Source organism: Pseudoalteromonas sp. OF7H-1, assembly GCF_022347825.1.
In the GTDB taxonomy this organism is placed as follows: Bacteria; Pseudomonadota; Gammaproteobacteria; order Enterobacterales; family Alteromonadaceae; genus Pseudoalteromonas; species Pseudoalteromonas maricaloris.
The window spans coordinates 26911-47341 of the sequence record NZ_JAKRFX010000005.1 but is presented as its reverse complement, the minus strand read 5'-3'; the positions used below and the strand labels follow the sequence as shown (position 1 = coordinate 47341).

Below are 20431 nucleotides of genomic sequence, written 5' to 3'. Positions count from 1 at the left end.
TTTATCCCTCGTTGCCCACAATAGGGTTAAATTCCTTTTTATATCAAGGCAAACCATGGAAGCTGAACATCAGGAAATTGCCAATTTTTTAGTAGCTTACCCGCCGTTTTCGGATTTGCCTCAAGAGGCACTACATAAACTCGCAAGTCAAGTCGAAGTAGGTTACTACCGAGCGGGCAGCGGCATTTTGGAATATGGAGAGCAGATCACTTACCTGTATGTGATCCGATCTGGTGCTGTCGAGCTCTATCGGCGCTCGGGTGAGTTATACAATCGTATTTCCACAGGTGGGATCTTTGGCCAGCGTGGTTTATTGATGAATCGCAAAGTTCGTTTTGGCGCTCAAAGCCTTGAAGATACGCTGGTGTACTGTATTCCTGTAGGCATTTTTGATGAGTATTGCGACGTTTATGAAGCGTTTGCTGATTATTTTGAAGCAGACGATAATGCTAGACTAAAAATCACGGTTTCTGAGCAAGCCGACAGCAACGATTTGACCACGGCTAAAGTGCGTAAACTATTGCTACGCGACGTGGTATACGTTGAACGCAGCGCCACGGTACAGCAGGCAGCTCAAGTGATGGCAAAAGAGCATGTATCATCACTACTTATCTATGACCCCGAGAAACCAGTTGTCGAAGATCCAGATGAAGATGATGGTCAGGTGGTTGGCCTTATTAGTGACAGAGATCTTCGCACAAAAGTAGTCGCTGAGGGGCTGAATTATCAAACTCCGGTCTCTGAGATTATGTCGACTGACCTTATTATTGTTGACTCCAATGCCTACGTCTTCGAAGCCATGATGCTGATGCTAAGAGACAATGTGCATCATTTGCCCGTTGTGCATAAGCGTAAACCGATAGGAGTGGTCGCGCTATCCGATATTTTGCGCTATGAGTCTCAAAGCAGCCTGTTGTTTGTTAGAGGGTTAATGGACCAGCAAAGTGTTGAAGACTTGAGTAGTTACGCCAAACAGCTTCCTGCAATTTTTACGCGTATGGTGAATGAAGACGCCAATTCACACATGATTGGTTCTGCGATGTCGATTATAGGCAAAACGTTTAAACACAAGTTACTCGAACTGGCGGAAGAAAAATTAGGTCCGCCACCAATCCCATACTGCTTTATTGCCCTTGGTTCAATGGCTCGGGACGAACAATTAATAGTGACCGATCAGGATAATGCACTGATCTTGGATGACAGTTATCAACCCGCTGAGCATGGCGCTTACTTCGAAAAGTTGGCGAAGTTTGTGTGTGATGGTCTAGCCAATTGCGGCTATAAATATTGCGATGGTGGGATCATGGCAAGCAACCCAGCTTGGCGTCTAACTTACAGTCAATGGTTAGCACAATTTGAAGACTGGATAGAAAACCCCAGTCCTGAGGCTTTACTTAATAGTTCGATTTTCTTTGATCTGGAAGGCGTATGGGGTGAAACAAAATGGGCTGAGAAACTCACTGCTTTTATCAGTAAAAAGGCCAAAAGCACCCCTAAATTTTTGGCTGCGATGGCACATAATGCGTTAAGAAGAACACCACCTTTGGGCTTTTTTAATGGTTTTGTCCTTGAGCAAGACGGTGAGCACAGGCGTTCGATGAACATTAAACGCCGTGGCACAGCACCACTTTCAGACTTGGTTCGAGTGCATGCCCTTGGTGTTGGTTCTAAAAAACAAAACTCCTTTGAACGATTAGAAGATATTGATGAGGCAAATATACTGCCAAAGGGCAAAGTGTTAGATCTGCAAGCTGCGCTTGAATACATTGCCATCATGCGTATTCGTCACCAAGCATGGCAAATTGAGCAGGGCGAAAAGCCTGATAACAGCTTGCCGCCTGAAACACTCTCTGATTTTGAACAGCGTAATCTTAAAGAAGCTTTTGGCGTGTTAGACAAAGCACAGAGCTTTTTAAAGTTTCGCTATCAAAACAAATCCATGATGAAGTAGCGGTGTAATATGCAAGGCGAGATTATGTCATGGCCAAATCGCTTTCAGCATTTGGTAGAAACGTCGAAAGACCCGAGAATTCAAGCATTTTATCAGCAAGGCGTGGTAGATCCGTACCAGCAATTGAGCCAGTGCGAGTTTGTTGCCCTTGATTTTGAAACTACAGGGCTCGACCCAAACACCGATGACATTGTGAGCGTTGGCGTCGTGCCATTTAATTTACGACGGATCCGTTTGGCTCAAGCGAAGCATTGGTTAGTGAAGCCAACCAGTCCGCTGGCTGAAGAGTCTGTGGTACTGCACCGGATCACACACTCACAAGTTGAAAGCGCGCCAGATCTGCAGGATATTCTTGAGGAAGTGTTTGCTTCACTACATGGTAAAGTCATTGTGGTGCACTATCAGTTTGTCGAAAAGTTATTTTTCAATTCTGCGCTAAAAGCGAGATTGGGGGAGGGTATTGAGTTTCCAGTGATTGATACGATGGAAATTGAAAAGTCAGCGATAAACAACGCCAGAAGTTGGCTTGATAAGCTCAAACGTAAACCTATTCCTTCGGTACGTTTAGCTGACTGCAGAAAGCGCTATGGGCTTCCCTATTATCAGCCACATCATGCCTTGTCCGATGCGTTAGCAACGGCGGAGCTATTCCAAGCTCAAGCTCAATATTGTTTAGACCCATCAGACATGGTGAAACGCTGGTGGAGCTAAACCCAAATAGCAAAAAGGCGGAGCATACAGCAAGCTCCGCCTGTAATGAGATTAACGACCGTTAGCTTTTAGGCTCAGTTCTAAGCCCGAGGATCAAACTTACACACATCAGTAGTAGTACAAAAGTAAACGGTAAACCTGTTGAAATAGCACCAGCTTGCAGTGCTTCAATTGCTTCTTTACCGCCGATCCACAGTAGTGCTGCCGCAATTGCACCTTCAATACTCGCCCAGAATATACGTTGTGGTACTGGGGCATCTATTTTACCACCAGCGGTAATACTATCGATAACCAAAGAACCAGAATCCGACGAGGTGATGAAGAAAACCAGTACAAGTACAATCGCCGTGAACGAGAGTAAATCGCTCATAGGTAGGTTTTCAAACATTTGGAACATAGCCAGTGGCACTTCATTCAAGCCATCAGTACCTAGAGCGCCAATGCCATTTTTTACCTGATCGATGGCAAGGCCACCATAGATTGACATCCAGATCACGGTTACCAATGTCGGGATTAATAATACTGCGGTGATAAACTCACGTATGGTGCGACCCTCAGAAACACGTGCGATAAACATACCGACAAACGGTGACCAAGAAATCCACCATGCCCAGTAAAATACGGTCCAACCTTGGAACCATGCTTCATCTTCACGACCATGCGGGTTACTCAGTGGAATGATGTTTTCAACATAGGCCATTAAAGTCGTCGGAATATTACCCATGGCAATCGCAAAACCTGCAATACCAACGAATACTAATAACACAAATGCAATTAACATATTAACGTTACTAAGTATCTTTACACCGCCATCAATACCGCGAACAACCGAAATAATCGCAAGGGCAGTAACGCCCACAATCACAGCAATTTCTAGACCGAGACCTGCCTCTATGCCAAATACATGTTGGATCCCAGCACCGGCTTGCTGTGCGCCCAGACCGAGTGATGTCGCAAGGCCAAACAAGGTAGCAAGAACGGCGAGAATATCGATGATATGGCCCGGCCAACCCCAAGCTCTGTCTCCTAAAATAGGATAAAAGATTGAGCGGATCGACAGTGGTAAGCCTTTATTGTAGGCAAAGAATGCTAAAGAAAGCGCGACAACGGCGTAAATAGCCCAAGGATGCAAACCCCAATGGTACATGGTCGCGCCCATTGCAAGTTCAGCCGCTTCAGGTGTGTTTGCAGCAACATTTAATGGTGTTTTATACCAGCCAGTGTAGTAGGCAACAGGCTCCGCTACACCCCAAAACATCAGACCAATACCCATACCTGCTGCAAATAGCATCGCCAGCCATGACGCCCGAGTATAGCTTGGTTTGGCGTTTTCACCACCTAAACGAATTTTACCGTAAGGCGATAAAACGAGCACCAAACAAAATAGCACAAAGAAATTACCAGACCACATAAATAGGGCATCAAAGTTACCTATGATATCCCACTTTATGCCGTCTAAAGTGGTTTTAGCTGTGTTTGCATCAACTAATAATACGGCGACTAAAAACGCCAGTATTAATCCAGCACTTACACCAAATACAGGGTTATGTACGTCAAATCCCCACTTTTGAACATTGTCTTGTCCAACGGTGTAGTCTGTATTATCGATGCTGTACTTATCGTGGTGATTGCCCATGATATCCTCTTGTTGTTCTCATCGTGATACGACACCAAGCTGATATACTGAATTAATCGCTAGACAATGGTTGATAACAATTCGACATAAACTAACTATGCAACAAAGCAAAATGTAATCTGGCTATTAATGCTAATCATTAGCGGCTTAGAATGACTTTATCTGCCATACAATATGCTAGCCATAAGCCACAAAAATTACTTAGTCTAGTTTAGATTATTTAGCGTATTCATTCGATTTATGCATTTCAATCACACCAGCCGAATGACTATCTAAATATATGATGGGTTTATGTTAGTTACAGCGACAGTATACTGCCTCAATACTTGTAATTAAGATAAACCAACCGAACCGTTATGCTACTAAGCTATGGTATCAATATATTGTGTCAACTTGATATTCAGTCGATGCTTCAAAGCAGCAACTTTTTAGTTTTAAGTTGTACTGGCAGGTGAAAATTCAATGCCAACCAAAACTATCTTTACTAGTTTAGGGGGTGAGATTGAAAAGTAAATGGCTACTGAATTTTTTATTTAAAAATCATCACATTCATCAACTAGACATAAAGAGTGATGTAGAGTAAAGAGTTTTCCTTTGATGGTGAAAAAAAACCCCTCTTGCGAGGGGTTTTGGGTAACTCAGCGCCTTTGGCACTGGGAATGAGGTCGGTACATTTGTAAGTTAGGGTGTGTCTTACGACGCCTCAAACTGCATTTCGGGGATCTCACCGTCGACGATAAGCTTGCCTGCAGTTTTGCTGATTATTTCATCAACACTAACACCCGGTGCGCGTTCTAGCAAATGGAATGCGCCGTCTTTTACTTCTAACACAGCTAAATCTGTTACGATTTTCTTTACACAATTTACGCCGGTCAGTGGCAATGTGCATGATTCAAGCAATTTAGAATCGCCGTGTTTGCTAGCATGGGTCATGGTCACTATGATGTTGCGTGCACCAGCAACTAAGTCCATTGCACCACCCATGCCTTTGATTAATTTTTTCGGGATCATCCAAGACGCGATATTGCCTTGTTGATCAACTTCAAAAGCACCTAGTACCGTCAAGTCTACATGACCACCACGGATCATGGCAAAGCTTTCCGCACTATTAAAAATTGCTGCACCTGTCGCTGCTGTCACGGTTTCTTTACCCGCGTTGATCATATCGGCATCAACTTGGTCTTCAGTTGGGTAGGGACCCATACCCAACAAGCCATTTTCCGATTGCAGCATCACTTCAATGCCTTGTGGTACGTAGTTAGCCACTAAGGTTGGAATACCTATGCCTAAGTTAACGTAGTAACCGTCTTCAAGCTCTTGCGCCACGCGCATCGCAATTTGTTCACGATTTAAACCCATGATTGCCTCCTATTTGCGCGTTGTGACACGTTCAATACGTTTTTCAAAGTCACCTTTGATCACGCGATTGACATAAATACCAGGGGTGTGGATTTGACTCGGCTCAAGTTCACCCGGTTCTACGATTTCTTCAACTTCCGCGACGGTGATTTTTCCGGCTGTCGCTGCCATTGGGTTAAAGTTCATTGCTGTGTGGCGGAACACCAAGTTGCCGTAGCGATCTGCTTTCCAAGCCTTAACAATAGCAAACTCACCGGTAATTGATTCTTCCAAAATATATGGTCGGCCATCAAATTCTTTTACTTCTTTACCTTCAGCAATGGGAGTACCGTACCCTGTTGCCGTGTAAAAAGCTGGGATCCCAGCGCCACCAGCGCGCATCTTCTCTGCAAGCGTACCTTGTGGTGTTAATTCAACGTCAATAATGCCATCGAGTAGTTGCTGTTCAAACAGCGCATTTTCACCAACATAAGAGGCAATGATCTTCTTAATTTGACGATCTTTAAGCAAAATACCTAAACCAAAGTCGTCGACCCCACAGTTGTTTGAAACCACGGTAAGTTCTTTTGTTTGCAGGCGCTTAATTTCTGCAATTAAGCCTTCTGGAATACCACACAAACCAAAGCCACCTGCGATGATGGTATCGCCGTCTTTAAGACCCGCCATCGCTTCGCTGTAGCTTGATACGACTTTATCGAAACCGGCCATAAGCCCACTCCTAATAATGTTATTGTTTTAAGATTGACAAGTTTGTTTGAGTGCTAACGACACTTTACTGCTTGGTGTCTTGCCTAGCGCATCACAAATTGTCCATCCTGCTTTTGCTAGCCTTTCTAAATCAATTCCACACTCAATGCCAAGTCCTTGCAGCAAGTAAACTACATCCTCAGTGGCAACATTTCCTGACGCGCCTTTGGCGTAAGGGCAACCACCAAGACCTGCAACGGCGCTATCAACAGTTGCGATCCCCATTTGCAGGGCCGTGTGAATATTCGTTAATGCTTGTCCGTAGGTATCATGGAAATGCACCGCAAGCTTGTCAGCAGGGATATGTTGCAGTAACAAGGTGAGCAGCTGCTGGACCTTTTTAGGCGTACCAACACCTATGGTGTCGCCTAGGCTGATTTCATAACAACCAAGTGACAACAATTGTTTACATACCGCTAAAACTTGCTCTGGTTGTACTTCACCTTGATATGGGCAACCAACCACGCAGCTAACATAACCTCTTACTTTTATGTTGTTTTTTTGTGCAAGTTCAACAACGGGACGAAAGCGTTCAATACTTTGTTCAATCGTGCAGTTGATGTTTTTTTGCGTAAATGCCTCACTGGCGGCAGTAAAAATGGCAAATTCGTCGACCTGATTTTCTAGTGCAAGCTCTGCGCCTTTAAGGTTTGGCGTTAGGGCGCTTATTTCAACGCCTTCACTACGCTCAAAGCCTTGGATCACCGCAGCAGAATCGGCCATTTGTGGCACCCATTTGGGCGACACAAACGCGCCTGCTTCTATGTGCTTGAGACCAGCGTCTTTTAATGCGTTAACCAGCGAGATTTTAGCTTCTGTGGCAACACTTACCTCATTTTGTAAGCCGTCACGTGCGCCGACTTCTACAATTTTAACGTTAGCCGGATACTGAGACATTAGTCTTGCTCCTCAACAATCGCCAGCATATCGCCATGACTGACCAACTCGCCTTCTGCAAAGCAGTATGAAGTCAGCGTGCCATCAAATGGTGCATTGAGCGTATATTCCATCTTCATGGCTTCGATTATCACGACTGCATCGCCTTTATTAACTTGGGTACCGACGGCTAACAAATGCTTAACCACGGTGCCGTTCAATGGCGCTGCCAGCGGTGCGGCTTCGTGCTCATGATCGCTAATGTAGTGCTTTGACTTGAGTTCAACGGTATGTTGATACGGGCCATACATAATAGTGATCGCGGTTTCGGTCACAATGGCACTGGCATGTACCCGTGCACCATCAATCACCACTGTCAGCTGGTGTCCATTTAATTCAGATTCAATTTGGTGGATTTGCTCGTTAAACGAGACCTTCCAAGCCCCCTGAGATTGATAAGCACAGGCGGCATGATCTGCAAATGGTAAATCCACTTTCGCGGTTTGGTTAAGCCTAAAGCCTAAGTTTCCCCACACCGTGTTTTTACATGGTTGTTGGTGGCTAAGATAGGCCGCACTTGCTAATAACACCATTTTATCCAGCGGCGTATTCGATAGAGTTAATACCTCAGTTTGCGTGTCAATAAAGTGGGTATCAGGCGCACCAGCTGTGAAAGTAGGGTGGCCTGCTAAGTGATGTAAAAATGCAATATTGGATTTTAAACCACACAGATGTACTTGCTCTAAACTCGATTTTAGCTTTAGTAACGCTTGTTCACGATTTTTGCCATGAACAATAAGCTTGGCGATCATAGGATCGTAAAATGGGCTGATCTCATCGCCTTGCTGCACGCCTGTGTCAATTCTTACGCCATCTTTGGCTTCTGGAAAGCTAAGGTGTGAAAGTACACCTGAAAACGGCATGAAGTTTTCTTCAGGGTCTTCTGCGTAAATACGTGCTTCAAAGCTATGACCAGATAACGAAATCTGCTGTTGAGTCAGCGGTAGCTGTTCACCCGCAGCAACCATCAGTTGCCACTCGACTAAATCGAGATCAGTTACCATTTCTGTCACTGGGTGCTCTACTTGCAGGCGGGTATTCATCTCCATAAAGAAGAACTCATCGCCACATAATAAGAACTCTACTGTACCTGCGCCGCGATAGTTAATCGCTTGCGCACAGCGTACTGCTGCTTCACCCATAGCTTTGCGCATCGCATCACTCAAATCTGGGGCGGGCGCTTCTTCAATCACCTTTTGGTGACGACGCTGTAGTGAACAGTCTCTATCACCGAGGTAAACACAGTTACCGTGACTATCGGCAAAAACTTGTACTTCTACGTGACGAGGCTTATCAACAAAACGCTCAAGCAGTACTAAGTCATTGCCAAAACTCGCTGCAGCTTCACGTTTAGCACCATGTAGTGCCGACAAAAACTCGCTGCTTTCTCGTACCACGCGCATCCCTTTACCACCACCGCCGTAAGCGGCTTTGATAAGTACCGGAAAGCCGATTTTTTCTGCTTCTGCTTGCAAGAAATCATCTTCTTGTTTGTCGCCATAATACCCCGGGACTAAGGGCACATTAGCGTCATGCATGATTTCCTTGGCACGGGTCTTAGAACCCATCGCTTCAATAGAGCTTGCCAGCGGACCAATAAACGCAATGTTTGCCGCTTCACATGCTTTAGCGAATACTTCATTTTCAGACAAAAAACCATAACCAGGGTGGATGCAATCGACGCCCGCCGCCTTGGCGACTTCAAGAATTCGGTCCGCAACCAAATAAGACTCTTTACTTGGTGCCGGACCGATATGATAGGCTTCGTCAGCTGTTTTCACATGCATCGCATTGGCATCTGCATCAGAATAAACTGCCACTGTGGTTAGGCCCAATTTCTTTGCGGTGCGCATCACGCGGCAGGCAATTTCACCACGGTTCGCGACTAGAATTTTAGTTAGCATGTTGACTCCTATTCGCTTGCGGCGGTTTGCCAGCGTGGTGCTCGTTTATCGAAAAAGGCGCTAAGACCTTCTTGGCCTTCGTCACTTACTCTAATTTCAGCGATACGCTTTGCGGTATGGGCGACCAACGCTTCATTTATCTCTTTACCAGCAACTTCGCTGATCAGTGCTTTGGCACTTTTCACAGCAGCAGGGCCATTGTTAAGCAAGGTATCGAGAAAGTCCGCTTCGCTTTTTGCTAAATCATCGCTCAATTCGTGAATTAAACCCATTTCTAGCGCCTTTTCACCATCGAAGACTTCGGCTGTTAAAAAATAGCGTCGCGCTTGGCGCTCCCCAATGGCTTTAATGACATAAGGACTAATCACAGCCGGAATAAGACCAAGCTTGACTTCACTTAAACAAAATTTAGAGTTGTGCTCTGCAATGGCGATATCACAACAGGCGATTAACCCAAGCGCACCGCCAAAAGCAGCACCTTGCACCAAACACAGCGTTGGGTGAGGGCAAGTGGCCAGCACTTGCATTAATTTAGCAAGTTCTAAAGAATCAGCGACGTTTTCGTCATAGTCGTTGTCTGCCATGGATTTCATCCACGCCAGATCAGCCCCCGCTGAAAAGTGTTTACCTTCGGTTTTTAATACCAGCGCTCTGACATCGAGATCGCTGGCATATTCGATATTCTTAATGAGTTCGGCAATCACCTCCGCATTGAAGGCATTATGTTTTTCTGGGCGACTTAGCTCTAAAATCGCCACTTTGCTTTTTGTTATATTTAAAGTGACAGGCATAAGTGCTCCTTACATTCTGAAGACGCCAAATTTAGACTCTTTTTGCGGCGCATTGCTCGCAGCCTCTAAGGCAAGACCAAGTACTGTGCGCGTATCCGCAGGGTCGATAACGCCATCGTCCCAAAGCCTTGCGCTGGCATAGAATGGGTGTCCTTGCTTTTCGTATTGCTCGATAATTGGCTTTTTAAATTCGCTCACTTCGGCATCGCTCATGCTAAGGCCTTTGCGCGCTAAACCATCTTGTTTAACCTGCGTTAATACGCCAGCAGCTTGTTCACCACCCATTACGGAGATCCGTGCGTTTGGCCACATCCACATCATGGTTGGCTCGTAGGCTCTACCACACATGCCATAGTTACCAGCACCATATGAGCCGCCAATCAATACTGTAAACTTAGGCACATCAGCACAGGAAACGGCTGTTACCATTTTTGCACCGTGCTTAGCGATACCTTCCGCTTCGTATTTTTGGCCAACCATAAATCCAGTAATATTCTGCAAAAATAGCAGCGGAATATTGCGCTGTGCACAGAGTTGAATAAAGTGTGCGCCTTTTTGCGCTGATTCAGAGAAGAGAATACCGTTGTTTGCTACGATCCCCACAGGGTGACCATAAATCTCAGCAAAACCAGTCACGAGCGTTTCGCCGAAGTAGCGTTTAAATTCATCAAACTGAGAATCGTCCACGATACGGGCAATGACTTCGCGTACATCAAATGGCTTTTTCAGATCCGTACCGACAATGCCATACACCTCACTGATGTCATAACGTGGTGGTTTGGCATCTTGAAGGAGTGGGCGAATAGGGCGCTGATGGTTAAGGCGTGACACGCACTGCCTTGCGATAGAAAGCGCATGCTCGTCATTTTCTGCATAGTGATCGGCTACACCTGAGACTTTACAGTGAACATCTGCGCCGCCTAAGTCTTCTGCACTCACTTCTTCACCCGTGGCCGCTTTAACAAGTGGTGGCCCTGCCAAGAAAATGGTGCCTTGTTCTTTGACGATAATACTTTCATCGGCCATTGCTGGTACATATGCGCCGCCAGCGGTACATAACCCCATGACCACTGCGATTTGTGGGATCCCCTTTGCAGACATACGGGCTTGATTGTAGAAAATCCGACCAAAATGCAATTTATCTGGGAATACTTCATCTTGTTCTGGCAAGTTCGCACCGCCAGAATCCACTAAATAAATACAAGGAAGATGGCAGCGCTCAGCGATTTCTTGCGCTCGTAGGTGTTTTTTTACAGTAATAGGGAAATAGGTTCCCCCTTTTACCGTCGCATCATTTGCCACAATCATGCATTCAACGCCTTTGACGCGTCCGATCCCGGCGACCACACCAGCACAAGGAATATCTTGCTCGTAAACGCCAAACGCGGCGAATTGGCCAATTTCTAAAAACGGCGAGCCCTCGTCAAGCAAGGTTTCAATTCGGTCACGGACAAATAATTTACCACGACTTTGGTGACGGGCAATAAGCGCTTCACCACCACCTTGGCTGAGTGTGGCGACTTTATCTTTAAGATCAGCAACCAGCGATGCCATTGCATCGCTGTTTGCCTTAAACTGGGGATCATGCGGATTAACCGCAGAGTTTAGTACCGTCATGTAGCACTCCTAGCGACTTTCGTTGAATAGCTCACGTCCGATAAGCATACGGCGGATCTCAGACGTACCAGCGCCAATTTCATACAGCTTGGCATCGCGAAGTAGTCGACCTGTAGGATATTCATTGATATAACCGTTTCCACCTAGTAGCTGAATGGCATCAAGTGCAAGTTTGGTTGCAAGTTCTGCGGCATATAAAATTGCACCAGCAGCATCTTTACGAGTGGTTTCGCCACGGTCACAGGCTTTCGCCACGGTATAAACGTATGAGCGTGCGGCGTTCATTTGCGTGTACATGTCAGCAACTTTGCCCTGCACCAGCTGGAATTCACCGATGGATTGGTTAAATTGTTTACGCTCGTGAATATAAGGTACTACCACATCCATACAAGCCTGCATAATACCAAGCGGGCCGCCTGCCAATACCACACGCTCGTAGTCTAGGCCACTCATGAGTACCTTAACGCCTTCGTTGTATTCGCCAAGGATGTTTTCTGCAGGTACTTCGCAGTTTTCGAATACCAGCTCACAGGTGTTTGAACCACGCATTCCAAGTTTGTCTAACTTTTGTGCCGTTGAAAAACCAGGGAAGCTTTTTTCGACGATAAAGGCCGTGATCCCGCGAGGGCCTGCATTGGTATCCGTTTTTGCGTAAATCACAAAAACGTCGGCATCTGGACCATTGGTGATCCACATTTTATTACCGTTTAGGATGAACTTGTCACCTTGCTTTTCAGCACGTAGTTTCATTGAAACCACGTCAGAGCCAGCATTGGGCTCACTCATTGCTAGTGCACCGATGTGTTCACCGCTGATAAGTTTTGGTAGATACTTTTCTTTTTGGGCTTGGTTACCGTTACGGTTAATTTGGTTTACACATAGGTTTGAGTGTGCGCCGTAGCTTAAGCCAATTGATGCACTCGCACGGCTTATCTCTTCCATTGCGATAACGTGTTCAAGATAACCCATGTTTGAGCCGCCAAATTCTTCAGCGACGGTGATCCCAAGTAGGCCCATTTCGCCAAACTTTGGCCACATTTCGTTCGGAAATGCATTTTCTTGATCTGTTTTTTCAGCAAGTGGGGCAATTTCACTGGTCGCAAAGCTATTCACATGATCACGGATCATGTCTGCTGTTTCGCCTAGTCCAAAGTTTAATTCTTTATATAAAGATACTGTGCTCATCGGTATTCATCCTGTTGTGAGAGTTTATTTTTCGAGCTCGTGTAGGGTGTCGCGACAACGGCGCTCAGCCGTCACCAGTTCCATTAAGACAACTTTAATGTCGTCCATCTGTTGGCTTAAGTCGGCTTTTTTCTCTTCAATGAGTTGCAACATGGTTTTAAGTTGCTTTTCGCTCGATTTGTCGGCGTCGTAAAGCTCAAATAGTCGGCCAGTTTCAGCAAGTGTAAAACCAAGACGTTTTCCGCGAAGGATCAGTTTTAATCGAACTTTGTCACGTTTTGAGTAAATACGCGTTTGTCCTTGGCGCCTAGGAGAAAGGAGTCCTTGGTCTTCGTAAAAACGAATACTGCGAGTAGTAATATCAAATTCTTTAGCTAACTCGCTGATTGAATAGGTAGGTTCATTAATTTCTTGCATTTTTATTTACACTTACAACGTCACTGATTAGACCAATATAAGTGAAGTTTACGTAAAGGTAAAGTAAGAATAGCAGATCCTTCTTTAGTCTTATAAAAGGAATAATCTGTCCGTTCGAATTGTCATCAAATCTTCATTACAGCTAGAGAAAATAAGCCTTGGAAACAAATTTGTGCAAGTTAGCTTTACACTTTCACTGATCTCGTTTGGCTTGATTTTAGATTTACGTTGGCGTAAACGTAAATATTATGTATGCTCGAATACAGAGTTAATTTTTAACAAGCCAAGATTGGCTTGTAAACAGGAGTTTTGCAATGAGTAACGAAGCTGTTGTCATCGTCGCTGCTAAGCGTACACCAATGGGTGGCTTTATGGGAAGCCTATCTGACGCAACCGCGACAGACTTAGGTGCGACTGCAATTAAAGCAGTAATGAATGAAACAGGTCTTAGTGATGCGAGTATAGACGAAGTGATCATGGGCTGTGTCTTACCCGCAGGCCTTGGTCAAGCGCCAGCGCGTCAAGCGATGCTACACGCGGGGCTTGCACGCTCGACGGGAGCGACGACAATTAACAAGGTGTGTGGCTCGGGTCTAAAAGCGGCGATGTTCGCGCATGATCTCATCCGCTCAGGTAGCATTAATTCTGCTATCGCTGGTGGCATGGAAAGCATGACTAACTCACCTTACTTTATTCCAAAAGCCCGTGGCGGAATGCGCATGGGTCATGGCGAAATCAAAGACCATATGATGGCTGATGGCTTAGAAGATGCTTATGACAATAAAGCGATGGGTTGTTTCGCACAAGCTACTGCTGATGAATATGGCATTACCCGTGAGCACATGGATGAATTTGCACTTGGCTCACTAAGTAAAGCAAACGCCGCAATCGAAAATGGCAGCTTTGGCAATGAAATTGCCCCTCATGTTATGAGTACGCGTAAGGGGGATGTTGAGGTTAATACTGACGAGCAACCTGGTAACGCGCGTCCAAACAAAATTCCATCACTTCGCCCAGCATTTAAAAAAGACGGCACTATCACTGCTGCTAACTCTTCGTCTATTTCTGACGGTGCAGCAGCGCTGATTTTAATGAGTGAATCAGAAGCGAAAAAGCACGGTTTGACACCACTTTGTAAGATTGTTGCCCATGCAACTCACTCACAAGCGCCTGCTGAATTTACCGTGGCACCAGTCGGTGCGATGAATAAGCTGCTTGAAAAAGCAGGTTGGTCGACAGCAGACGTTGACCTTTGGGAAATCAACGAAGCGTTTGCCATGGTGACTATGTTAGCTATCAACGAAATGCAGTTAGATAGCAACAAAGTCAACGTCAACGGTGGTGCTTGTGCACTAGGTCACCCAATCGGTGCAAGCGGTGCACGCATCTTAGTTACACTTATCCATGCACTAAAAAACCGCGGCTTATCAAAAGGCATAGCGTCACTATGTATCGGTGGTGGTGAAGCTGTAGCGCTCGCGGTAGAAGTGTAAGTTACTGCAATTTATTTCGTTCAAGGGGCGCTGCGTTTTCCATAATTCTAATCATTCACGCAGCGCATAAACTCGTTTTATGGGGAGGAGTGCTTCATGCACCAAGTACCTTTATACATCAACGGTGAATTTTCACAGTCTCAGTCTGACAAATGGTTAGACGTTGTTAATCCGGCTAATCAAGAAGTGTTAGCAAAAGTACCTTGTGCTACTAACGAAGAAGTACAAGCTGCAATTCATTCAGCTCAAGAAGCATTTAAAACGTGGCGTAATGTTCCGGTAACTGAGCGTGCGCGAATTATGATGCGTTATGCAGCGCTTCTTAAAGAGCATCAAGAAGAAATCGCAACCATCATTTGCCATGAACTAGGCAAAACGTTTGAAGATGCGAAAGGTGATGTATGGCGTGGTATTGAAGTGGTTGAGCAAGCATGTAATGCCCCTTCAATGATGATGGGCGAGACGGTAGAAAACGTTGCCCGAAATATCGACACCTATTCATATACCCAACCGCTAGGCGTTTGTGCGGGTATTACGCCATTTAACTTCCCAGCGATGATCCCGCTGTGGATGTTCCCAATGGCAATTGTATGCGGTAACACCTTTGTACTTAAGCCATCAGAGCAAGATCCACTAACGCCAATGCGCTTGGTTGAATTGTTTGAAGAAGCTGGTGCGCCAAAAGGCGTACTACAGGTAGTACACGGTAGTAAGGATCAGGTTGACCAAATCCTTGAAGCGCCGGAAATTCGCGCGATTTCTTTCGTGGGTTCTTGTGGTGTTGGTCAGTACATTTACAGCAAAGGTACGCAAAATCTCAAACGCGTTCAAGCGTGTGTCGGTGCGAAAAACCACATGGTTATCATGCCAGATGCGAAAAAAGAACAAGTGATCAATAACCTGGTTGGCTCTTCGGTCGGCGCGGGTGGTCAGCGCTGTATGGGGATCTCAGTTGCTGTGTTTGTTGGGCAATCACAACAGTGGGTAGAGGAACTAAGAGACGCAATGGCGAAGGTTCGTCCTGGCGTTTGGGATGATCCTGAAGCTGCTTATGGTCCGCAAACGACGCCGCAGGCTAAAGCGCGCATTCTATCGCTGATTGACAGTGGTAAGCAGCAAGGCGCAACGTGTTTGCTAGACGGTTCTGATTTTACAGTTGAGGGTTATGAAAATGGTAATTGGGTAGGTCCAACCCTGTTTTCAAATGTCACAACTGAAATGGATATCTACAAAGAAGAAATCTTTGGCCCAGTCCTTTGTTGTGTATTTGTCGATAGTTTAGATGAAGCAATTACGCTTATTAATAACAACCCATACGGTAACGGTACCTCATTATTCACTGCAAGCGGTGGCGCAGCACGTAAGTTCCAGCGTGAAATTGAAGTGGGTCAGGTAGGCATTAATATTCCTATTCCTGTGCCATTGCCGTTCTTCTCATTTACCGGTTGGAAGAATTCATTCTACGGTGACCAACACACCTATGGTAAGCAAGGCGTGCGTTTCTATACAGAAACCAAAACAATTACCTCACGTTGGTTTGACGATGAGGCTGTCAGTGGTCCAAATATGAGTATCAACCTTAGATAACTCATATTGCATAGCGTGCTCTGCAGGGGGAGCACGCTATTTTTTACCAAAACGATAAGAATTACCGACACATATTCAGGGTGTCAGAACAGCAAGAGAGGTCTAGCGTGGACTTTAACCTAAACGAAGATCAACAAGCATTTGCCGATATGGCGCACCAATTTGCAATGAGCGAGCTTGCTCCACATGCTGCAAAATGGGATCAAGAGCACATTTTTCCAAAAGACGTAATTCAAAAAGCAGGTGAGCTTGGTTTTTGCGGTCTATATACGCCAGAAGAGGCAGGTGGTCTGGGTTTATCTCGCCTTGATTCAAGTATTATTTTTGAACAACTTTCTATGGGTTGTACAGCAACCACCGCCATGTTGACTATTCATAACATGGCAACGTGGATGATAGCGAGCTTTGCAACGGAAGAAACCAAAGCAAAATATATGGATCAGTTAGTAACAGGTGAGCTTCTGGCTTCTTATTGCCTAACAGAGCCAGGTTCTGGCTCTGATGCCGCATCGCTGAAAACAAAAGCAATAAAAGAAGGCGACGAGTACGTTTTGTCTGGCTCTAAGATGTTTATCTCAGGTGCAGGTGAAACAGACGTATTGGTGGTAATGGCAAGAACCGGTGAGGCTGGTCCAAAAGGTATTTCGGCCTTTGTTGTACCTGCCGATGCTGATGGCGTTATTTATGGCAAAGCAGAAGAAAAAATGGGTTGGAACGCTCAACCTACGCGCCTTATCACGCTTGAAAATGTCCGTATCCCAGCTGCCAACCTACTAGGCCAAGAAGGCGAAGGCTTCAAATTTGCGATGCAAGGCCTTGATGGTGGTCGTATTAACATTGCAACTTGCTCGATTGGTACAGCCCAGCAGGCGCTCAATACCGCCAAGCAGTATATGCAAGAGCGTTCTCAGTTTGGTAAACCGTTAGCAGCGTTCCAAGCACTGCAATTTAAAATTGCAGATATGAATACAGAACTTGTGGCTGCGCGCCAAATGGTTCGACTTGCGGCATTTAAACTGGATAGCAACGACCCAGAAAAGACCACTTATTGCGCAATGGCGAAGCGTTTTGCCACTGATGTAGGCACTAAAGTGTGTGATGATGCACTGCAAATTCATGGTGGTTACGGGTATATCAAAGAATATCCACTTGAACGTCATTTACGTGACGTACGTGTTCATCAGATCCTTGAAGGTACAAACGAAATCATGCGTGTAATTATTGCACGTCGGATCTTAGCTGAAGGCGCGGCAAGCGTCCTATAAGGAGAGTATCATGACTGCACAATTAAAACTCGAAAAACAAGGCCATACTGCCGTTGTTACTATGTCAAATCCACCCGCGAATACGTGGACAAAAGACACATTAACTGCACTTAAAAATCTAGTAATCGAATTGAATGCAGATAAAGAAATCTATTCGTTAGTGATCACTGGCGAAGGTGAAAAGTTCTTTTCAGCAGGTGCAGATCTAAACGTATTTGCTGACGGCGACAAAGGAGTAGCTGCGGATATGTCTCGAGTATTTGGCGAAGCGTTTGAAACACTCTGCGACTTTAGAGGCGTATCTATTGCTGCTATCAACGGTTTTGCAATGGGGGGCGGTTTAGAAGTAGCACTAGCATGCGATATCCGCATTGCCGAAGCTCAAGCACAAATGGCACTTCCTGAGGCGAAAGTAGGGTTGTTACCTTGTGCTGGCGGCACACAAAACTTGTCGTGGCTTGTAGGCGAAGGCTGGGCAAAACGTATGATTTTATGCGGTGAGCGCTTAAAAGCTGATAAAGCACAGCAAATTGGCTTAGTTGAAGAAGTGGTCGAGCAGGGTAAAGCACTGGAAGCTGCGCTTGAACTTGCTAAGAAAGTAGAAGATCAAAGTCCAGTTGCGGTCACGGCTTGTAAGGCTCTAATTCAAAAAGGCCGCACTGGCACTATCAATAGCGCATTGCCACTTGAACGCGAACTTTTCGTAACACTATTCGATACGCAAGATCAAAAAGAAGGCGTAAACGCGTTTTTAGAGAAGCGTAAAGCGAATTGGGTAAATGGCTAATGATTGAATTTGAGCTAATAAATCACGAAGAGGCGCCGGTTATATTCGAACAGGCAACGTGCCATAACGGGATGAAAATAGCGCTGGCGACATTAAATGTACCAAAAGCGTTAAATGCCTTAAACCTTGATATGATCCGTTTGCTCGCGCCACAACTAGACGCTTGGGCAAACGACCCACAAATAGCAATGGTTATGCTAAAAGGTGCTGGAGAGAAGGCGTTTTGTGCCGGCGGCGATGTCGTGAGTTTATATCGCGAAATGTCGTCTGATACGAGTAACGCATTAATCGAAACCTTTTTCAGTGAAGAGTACCGGTTAGATTATCAAATCCATAACTATGATAAGCCAATCCTACTATGGGGTAATGGCATCATCATGGGTGGTGGATTGGGCTTAACGGCTGGCGCAAGCCATAAAGTGATGACCGAAACGTCGCGCATCGCGATGCCGGAAATCACCATTGGTTTATACCCTGATGTGGGTGGGAGCTATTTCCTCAATAAGATGCCAAAGGGCGTTGGACTATTCTTGGGTCTCACTGCTGCAAACATTAACGCTGCGGATGCTAAGCTGGTTGGGCTCGCCGATCACTTTATGGACTCAGAAAAACTGAGCTTACTGTTACAAAACCTAGTTGAAGTGAACTGGGGCAAAACCAATGTATTAAATCATGAAAAGCTTACTCAGTTGCTGTTGTCACTAGATGAAGCCTCTCATGCACCGCCAAAAAGCGAAATTAAACCACTTATCAAGGTGTTCGAAGCGCTTGATGAGAAAGGTACTTTATCAGAGCAGGTTGAGTTTATTTTGGCGTTGGATAGCACTGACAACAAATGGCTAAGCAAGGCACAGGCTGCATTAAAGCATGGTTCACCATTAAGTGCTGCATTGGTTAAAGCACAGCTCACTAGAAGTGCAGGCAAAACACTAAGAGACTGTTTTAAGCAGGAATTAGGAATGTCGGTAACGGCTGGCGAGTTTGGTGAGTTTCAAGAAGGTGTTCGTGCGTTGCTTATTGATAAAGATGGTAAGCCAAATTGGCGATTTAAATCTGTCGCCGAAGTTACAGACGACGCGGTAGAACGCTTTTTTGCACCTCGCTGGGATGAAAACGATCACCCATTGCGTGACTTATAAGGAATGACTTAAATGGCACAAGTAGGATTTATCGGCTTAGGTAATATGGGTGGTCCAATGGCCATTAACCTATTAAAGGCTGGCCACCAAGTATGTGTATTCGATTTGAACCCAGAGGCCGTTGCGACGCTTGAAGCAAGTGGCGCGACGAAAGCGACGGTTGTGAGCGATGTATGTCGCGAAGCCGATTATGTGATCAGTATGCTGCCTGCCGGCAAACATGTTCGAGCAGTGTATACCGGCGATGACGGATTAATTAATTACCTTAGTAAAAATACACAAGTAATTGATTGCTCGACCATTGATGCTGAATCTGCTCAGTTTGTTGGCAACAAGTTGGCAGAATCGGGTATTTCATTTGTCGATGCGCCCGTGTCTGGCGGTGTGGCAGGTGCAGCTGCCGGTACCTTAACTTTTATTGTCGGCGGTAATAAAGCAGACTTTGAACGTGCGCATGTGGTACTGACCAATATGGGTAAGAATATCTTCCATGCTGGAGATATTGGTGCCGGACAAGTCGCTAAGATATGTAACAATATGCTGTTATCAATACTTATGGCGGGCACAAGTGAAGCGCTGCAAATGGGTGTAGATCATGGCTTAGATCCTAAAGTATTGAGCGAAATTATGCTAAACAGCTCTGGTCGTAACTGGACGCTAGAGCTATACAACCCATGTCCTGATGTACTAGAAAATGTGCCTTCTTCGAACGGTTATAAGCCGGGCTTTATGGTTGATTTAATGGCTAAAGATCTTGGCCTTGCGATGCAATCTGCGCAGCAAACGAATTCTGCGACGCCCATGGGGGCGCTGGCGAAGAATCTGTATAACTTGATGCAAAATCAAGGCAAAGGCAGTGAAGACTTTAGTGCGATTTTTAAGCTTTATTCAGAGAAATAGGACACT

The 20431-nt window shown here is 45.5% G+C and carries 17 protein-coding genes; 8 read left to right on the top strand and 9 right to left on the bottom strand.

Annotation, left to right across the window (positions count from 1 at the left end; all coding sequences use genetic code 11):
• Positions 1-55 precede the first annotated feature (55 nt).
• Both MHN30_RS07985 and MHN30_RS07980 read left to right on the top strand, forming a co-directional pair.
• On the top strand, positions 56-1951 hold the full coding sequence (locus MHN30_RS07985) for a DUF294 nucleotidyltransferase-like domain-containing protein (protein WP_239359197.1): 1896 nt from the start codon (positions 56-58) through the stop codon (positions 1949-1951).
• Positions 1952-1960: 9 nt separating this feature from the next.
• The gene (locus MHN30_RS07980; protein ID WP_275446587.1) at positions 1961-2662 is read left to right on the top strand and encodes a 3'-5' exonuclease; all 702 of its coding nucleotides are present in this window, start codon (positions 1961-1963) and stop codon (positions 2660-2662) included.
• A 61-nt stretch (positions 2663-2723) separates the two neighbouring features.
• Here MHN30_RS07980 and MHN30_RS07975 read toward each other — a convergent pair whose 3' ends face one another.
• From MHN30_RS07975 to MHN30_RS07935, 9 genes are all read right to left on the bottom strand, one after another.
• A complete protein-coding gene (locus MHN30_RS07975) occupies positions 2724-4298 on the bottom strand; it encodes a BCCT family transporter (protein WP_239359195.1) in 1575 nt (524 codons plus the stop codon).
• A gap of 693 nt (positions 4299-4991) precedes the next feature.
• The gene (locus tag MHN30_RS07970; protein ID WP_010604942.1) at positions 4992-5657 is read right to left on the bottom strand and encodes a CoA transferase subunit B; all 666 of its coding nucleotides are present in this window, start codon (positions 5655-5657) and stop codon (positions 4992-4994) included.
• Positions 5658-5666: 9 nt separating this feature from the next.
• Positions 5667-6365, bottom strand: a complete 699-nt coding sequence (locus MHN30_RS07965) for a CoA transferase subunit A (RefSeq protein ID WP_045988113.1) — start codon at positions 6363-6365, stop codon at positions 5667-5669.
• Positions 6366-6392: 27 nt separating this feature from the next.
• A complete protein-coding gene (locus MHN30_RS07960; protein ID WP_174168762.1) occupies positions 6393-7301 on the bottom strand; it encodes a hydroxymethylglutaryl-CoA lyase in 909 nt (302 codons plus the stop codon).
• A complete protein-coding gene (locus MHN30_RS07955; RefSeq protein WP_239359194.1) occupies positions 7301-9244 on the bottom strand; it encodes an acetyl/propionyl/methylcrotonyl-CoA carboxylase subunit alpha in 1944 nt (647 codons plus the stop codon). Before MHN30_RS07955 ends, MHN30_RS07960 begins: the two co-directional genes overlap by 1 nt.
• 8 nt (positions 9245-9252) lie before the next feature.
• Positions 9253-10035 carry an enoyl-CoA hydratase-related protein gene (locus MHN30_RS07950; protein ID WP_239359193.1) on the bottom strand — a complete coding sequence of 261 codons (783 nt, stop codon included), beginning with the start codon at positions 10033-10035 and terminating at the stop codon, positions 9253-9255.
• Between the two features lie 9 nt (positions 10036-10044).
• Positions 10045-11652 carry a carboxyl transferase domain-containing protein gene (locus MHN30_RS07945; protein WP_239359192.1) on the bottom strand — a complete coding sequence of 536 codons (1608 nt, stop codon included), beginning with the start codon at positions 11650-11652 and terminating at the stop codon, positions 10045-10047.
• A gap of 9 nt (positions 11653-11661) precedes the next feature.
• A complete protein-coding gene (locus MHN30_RS07940) occupies positions 11662-12837 on the bottom strand; it encodes an isovaleryl-CoA dehydrogenase (protein WP_010378622.1) in 1176 nt (391 codons plus the stop codon).
• Between the two features lie 24 nt (positions 12838-12861).
• A complete protein-coding gene (locus MHN30_RS07935; protein ID WP_010378624.1) occupies positions 12862-13254 on the bottom strand; it encodes a MerR family DNA-binding transcriptional regulator in 393 nt (130 codons plus the stop codon).
• Positions 13255-13568: 314 nt separating this feature from the next.
• On the opposite strand from MHN30_RS07935, the gene MHN30_RS07930 reads away from it, so the two are divergent.
• From MHN30_RS07930 to mmsB, 6 genes are all read left to right on the top strand, one after another.
• Positions 13569-14747, top strand: coding sequence for an acetyl-CoA C-acyltransferase (locus MHN30_RS07930; protein WP_239359191.1), 1179 nt, complete (start codon positions 13569-13571; stop codon positions 14745-14747).
• A gap of 96 nt (positions 14748-14843) precedes the next feature.
• Complete coding sequence (locus MHN30_RS07925) at positions 14844-16334, top strand: CoA-acylating methylmalonate-semialdehyde dehydrogenase (RefSeq protein WP_045988107.1); 1491 nt, start codon at positions 14844-14846, stop codon at positions 16332-16334.
• A 107-nt stretch (positions 16335-16441) separates the two neighbouring features.
• Positions 16442-17599: an acyl-CoA dehydrogenase family protein gene (locus MHN30_RS07920; RefSeq protein WP_010604935.1), complete on the top strand. Its 1158-nt coding sequence runs from the start codon at positions 16442-16444 to the stop codon at positions 17597-17599.
• 10 nt (positions 17600-17609) lie between these two features.
• The gene (locus tag MHN30_RS07915; protein WP_239359190.1) at positions 17610-18386 is read left to right on the top strand and encodes an enoyl-CoA hydratase; all 777 of its coding nucleotides are present in this window, start codon (positions 17610-17612) and stop codon (positions 18384-18386) included.
• Positions 18386-19525 carry an enoyl-CoA hydratase/isomerase family protein gene (locus MHN30_RS07910; protein ID WP_239359189.1) on the top strand — a complete coding sequence of 380 codons (1140 nt, stop codon included), beginning with the start codon at positions 18386-18388 and terminating at the stop codon, positions 19523-19525. Before MHN30_RS07915 ends, MHN30_RS07910 begins: the two co-directional genes overlap by 1 nt.
• Positions 19526-19537: 12 nt before the next feature.
• A complete protein-coding gene (gene mmsB / locus MHN30_RS07905) occupies positions 19538-20425 on the top strand; it encodes a 3-hydroxyisobutyrate dehydrogenase (protein ID WP_010604932.1) in 888 nt (295 codons plus the stop codon).
• The last annotated feature ends 6 nt before the right edge of the window (positions 20426-20431 follow it).

What these genes read in the sequence shown, in the direction of transcription:
- MHN30_RS07985 (WP_239359197.1), top strand. Translation starts at nt 56, where the DNA reads ATGGAAGCTGAACATCAGGAAATTGCCAATTTTTTAGTAGCTTACCCG.
- MHN30_RS07980 (WP_275446587.1), top strand. Translation starts at nt 1,961, where the DNA reads ATGCAAGGCGAGATTATGTCATGGCCAAATCGCTTTCAGCATTTGGTA.
- MHN30_RS07975 (WP_239359195.1), bottom strand. Translation starts at nt 4,298, where the DNA reads ATGGGCAATCACCACGATAAGTACAGCATCGATAATACAGACTACACC.
- MHN30_RS07970 (WP_010604942.1), bottom strand. Translation starts at nt 5,657, where the DNA reads ATGGGTTTAAATCGTGAACAAATTGCGATGCGCGTGGCGCAAGAGCTT.
- MHN30_RS07965 (WP_045988113.1), bottom strand. Translation starts at nt 6,365, where the DNA reads ATGGCCGGTTTCGATAAAGTCGTATCAAGCTACAGCGAAGCGATGGCG.
- MHN30_RS07960 (WP_174168762.1), bottom strand. Translation starts at nt 7,301, where the DNA reads ATGTCTCAGTATCCGGCTAACGTTAAAATTGTAGAAGTCGGCGCACGT.
- MHN30_RS07955 (WP_239359194.1), bottom strand. Translation starts at nt 9,244, where the DNA reads ATGCTAACTAAAATTCTAGTCGCGAACCGTGGTGAAATTGCCTGCCGC.
- MHN30_RS07950 (WP_239359193.1), bottom strand. Translation starts at nt 10,035, where the DNA reads ATGCCTGTCACTTTAAATATAACAAAAAGCAAAGTGGCGATTTTAGAG.
- MHN30_RS07945 (WP_239359192.1), bottom strand. Translation starts at nt 11,652, where the DNA reads ATGACGGTACTAAACTCTGCGGTTAATCCGCATGATCCCCAGTTTAAG.
- MHN30_RS07940 (WP_010378622.1), bottom strand. Translation starts at nt 12,837, where the DNA reads ATGAGCACAGTATCTTTATATAAAGAATTAAACTTTGGACTAGGCGAA.
- MHN30_RS07935 (WP_010378624.1), bottom strand. Translation starts at nt 13,254, where the DNA reads ATGCAAGAAATTAATGAACCTACCTATTCAATCAGCGAGTTAGCTAAA.
- MHN30_RS07930 (WP_239359191.1), top strand. Translation starts at nt 13,569, where the DNA reads ATGAGTAACGAAGCTGTTGTCATCGTCGCTGCTAAGCGTACACCAATG.
- MHN30_RS07925 (WP_045988107.1), top strand. Translation starts at nt 14,844, where the DNA reads ATGCACCAAGTACCTTTATACATCAACGGTGAATTTTCACAGTCTCAG.
- MHN30_RS07915 (WP_239359190.1), top strand. Translation starts at nt 17,610, where the DNA reads ATGACTGCACAATTAAAACTCGAAAAACAAGGCCATACTGCCGTTGTT.
- MHN30_RS07910 (WP_239359189.1), top strand. Translation starts at nt 18,386, where the DNA reads ATGATTGAATTTGAGCTAATAAATCACGAAGAGGCGCCGGTTATATTC.
- mmsB (WP_010604932.1), top strand. Translation starts at nt 19,538, where the DNA reads ATGGCACAAGTAGGATTTATCGGCTTAGGTAATATGGGTGGTCCAATG.